The organism is Sphingomonas bacterium (genome assembly GCF_903644055.1).
GTDB lineage: Bacteria > Pseudomonadota > Alphaproteobacteria > Sphingomonadales > Sphingomonadaceae > Sphingomonas_I.
Window position 1 is genome coordinate 1 of sequence record NZ_CAHJXD010000296.1, and the last position, 3,062, is coordinate 3,062.

Below are 3,062 nucleotides of genomic sequence, written 5' to 3' on the forward strand. Positions count from 1 at the left end.
AGGCGCTCGGGCCCGTGCGGGTCGCAGCCCCCGCGCCGCCCGGCGGTGGCTTCCAGCGCTGGCTGGACGGCAAGCGGGCGCTGCTGACACGGCATATCGAGGGCGCGATCGGCGGCAACGCCGGCGGGGTCGCCGCGGCCTTCGCCACCGGCGATGTCGGCGGGATCGATCCGCAGGCGGCCGACGATTTCCGCCGATCGGGGCTGGCGCATCTGCTCTCGATCAGCGGGCTCCACGTGGCGGCGGTGATCGCGGCGACGATGGTGCTGACGCTCCGCCTGCTGGCGCTGAGCCCATGGCTCGCGCTGCGCTGGCCGCTGACTTTGATCGCCGCCGCGACGGGCGCGCTGGCGGGGATCGCCTACACCTTGCTGTCGGGCGCCCAGGTGCCGACCGTCCGCTCGTGCGTCGCGTCGCTGCTGGTGCTCGGCGGCATCGCGCTGGGCCGCGAGGCGATGACGCTGCGGCTCGTCGCCACCGGCGCGCTCGTCGTGCTGCTGTTCCGGCCCGAGGCGTTGGTCGGCCCGAGCTTCCAGCTCAGCTTCGCCGCCGTCACCGCGATCGTCGCGCTCTACGAAAACCCCAAGGTGCGCGCGCTTGCGCTGAAGCGCGATGAGAGCTGGTCGCGCCGGATCCTGCGCGAACTGCTCTCGCTGCTGGCGACGGGCCTTCTCGTCGAGGCGGCGCTGGCGCCGATCGGCCTCTATCATTTCCACCGCGCCGGCCTCTACGGCGCGTTCGCCAACATCGTCGCGATCCCGCTCACCACCTTCGTCGTCATGCCCGCCGAAGCACTGGCGCTGCTGCTCGATCTCTTCGGACTGGGCACCCCGGCATGGTGGGTAGCCGGATCGGCGCTGCGCTTCCTGCTGTGGATCGCGCACCGAGTCGCGATCCTGCCCGGCGCGGTCGCGGCCTTGCCCTCGATGCCGCTCGGCGCCTTTCTGCTGATGGTCGCGGGAGGATTATGGCTGGCACTGTGGCGCACGCGCTGGCGGCGGTTGGGGGCCGCACCGCTGGCGATCGGCGCGCTGTGGGCGCTGGCGACCCCCGCGCCCGATCTGCTCGTCACCGGCGACGGTCGCCACCTCGCGATCCGCAACGGCGATGCCCTCCACCTGCTGCGTCCCCGCGCCGGCGATTATGTCCGCGAGCTGCTGGGCTGGGGCGCGGGCATCCAGGCGACCGCGCTCGATCTCGACGCGATGCCCAACGCGCGCTGCGGCGACGACGCCTGCGTCGCCACGCTCGATCGCGGCGGCCGGCGCTGGCGCCTGCTCGCGACGCGCAGCGCCTATCGCACCGATTGGGAGGCGCTGACCCGCGCCTGCCGCTGGGCCGATATCGCCGTCAGCGATCGCCGCTTGCCGCAGGGCTGCCGGCCGCAATGGCTCAAGCTCGATCCCGCCTCGCTCGGGCAGAACGGTGGCGTATCCGTCACGCTGGCGCGGGCCACGGTCGAAACGGTCAACGGCGGCGATCGGCACCCCTGGGTGATCCGCTCTACTCGTCGTCCGGGTAAGGCCCCTTTCCGCCCTCGGCGATGAAGCGATCGATCCGCGCCGCGAGCACGGGCAGCGGCACCGATCCCGTCGACAGCACCATATCGTGGAAGGCGCGGAGGTTGAACCTGGGGCCGAGCGCCGCCTCGGCCCTGGCGCGGCCGTTGCGGATCGCCATCTCGCCGAGATAATAGCTCAGCGCCTGCCCCGGCCAACTGATGTAGCGATCGACCTCGGTCTCGATCTCATGCTCGGAAAGCGCGCTATTGTCGCGCAGGAAGGCCTGCCCTTGTGCGCGCGTCCAGCCCAGCGAATGCACGCCGGTATCGATCACCAGCCGCGCCGCGCGCCACATCTGATAGGAAAGCATGCCGAACCGCTCATAGGGCGTCCGATAGAGGCCCATCTCGTCGCCCAGCCGCTCGCAATAGAGCGCCCAGCCCTCGCCATAGGCCGAAATATAGAGGTGGCGGCGGAAGGGTAGCTGCTCCTTATTCTCCGCCGCCAGCGGTATCTGCATTGCATGGCCCGGCGCGCTTTCGTGCAGCGTCAGCGCGGTGAGCTGGTAGAGCGGGCGCGAGGGCAGATCATAGGTGTTGAGCAGATAGACGCCGTCGCCGCCGCGCCCGGCGGTGTAGAAGGGCGCGATATCGGCGGGCACGGGCACGATCGCGAACCGCTTGCGCGGCAGGCGCCCGAAGAACAGACCGAGCTTGCCGTCCACCTGCTTGGCGATCCACGCCGCCTGCTCGAGCAGTTCATCGGGCGTCCTGGCATAGAATTGCGGATCGTGGCGCAGGAAGGCGAGAAAGCCCGGGAAATCCCCCTTGAAGCCGCTGTCCGCCATCGCCTTCAGCATCTCGGCATGGATGCGTGCGACCTCTGACAATCCCAGCGCATGGATCTGCGGCGGGGTCATCGCGACGGTGGCATATTCGGCGATCTACGCGCGGTAGAAGGCGCGCCCGTCGGGCAGCGCCTCGGCCGCAAGGCTCACCCGCGCATGCGGGATATAGTCGTCGTTGAGGAAGCGGCGCAGCCTGGCGAACGCCGGTATCGCCGCGCCGATCGCCGCCGCACCCTGCGCGCGCAGCTCGGCCTGGACCGCCGCCGGGAGGCTCGCGGGCATCGTCCTGAACGGTGCGTAGAGGCTGGTCCGCACAGGGTCGCCGGCGTCGGCGATCGCATCCAGCGAGGCGGCGCGCCCTTCGAGCGTCACCTTCGGCGGAGTGAAGCCGCGCGCGAGGCCCGCGCGCAGATTGGCGGTCTGATCGTCGACCCAGCCGGGGATCCCGCGAAGCTGCGCGATCCAGTTGCGGTAATCCTGCTCGGTCCTGAAGGTCGCGCGGGATTGAGAACCGAGCGCGCTCCAGAAGCTCGAATCCGAGTTGAACGGCATCTCGTAGGTCCGGAAGCGCAGCCCCGCGATCCGCGTGTCGAGCGCGTAGCGATAGACTTGCGCATCGACCTGATGCTGCGGCGAGAGGCCAGCCGCATCGATCGCCGCCAGCGCGCCGGCCGATGCGGTGAGCCGCGCCAGCCGCGCCGCCTGCGCCGCCG

General features: G+C 70.7%; 1 protein-coding gene and 1 pseudogene. One reads left to right on the top strand and one right to left on the bottom strand.

The window, feature by feature from the left end:
• A partial coding sequence (locus HUU94_RS12600; RefSeq protein WP_174275413.1) for a ComEC/Rec2 family competence protein occupies nt 1-1,547 on the top strand: 1,547 nt, incomplete at its 5' end.
• Here the strand turns inward: HUU94_RS12600 and HUU94_RS12605 are convergent.
• Nucleotides 1,504-3,042, bottom strand: a pseudogene (locus HUU94_RS12605) (DUF885 domain-containing protein). The gene HUU94_RS12600 and the pseudogene HUU94_RS12605 overlap by 44 nt on opposite strands.
• Nucleotides 3,043-3,062: the final 20 nt, after the last annotated feature.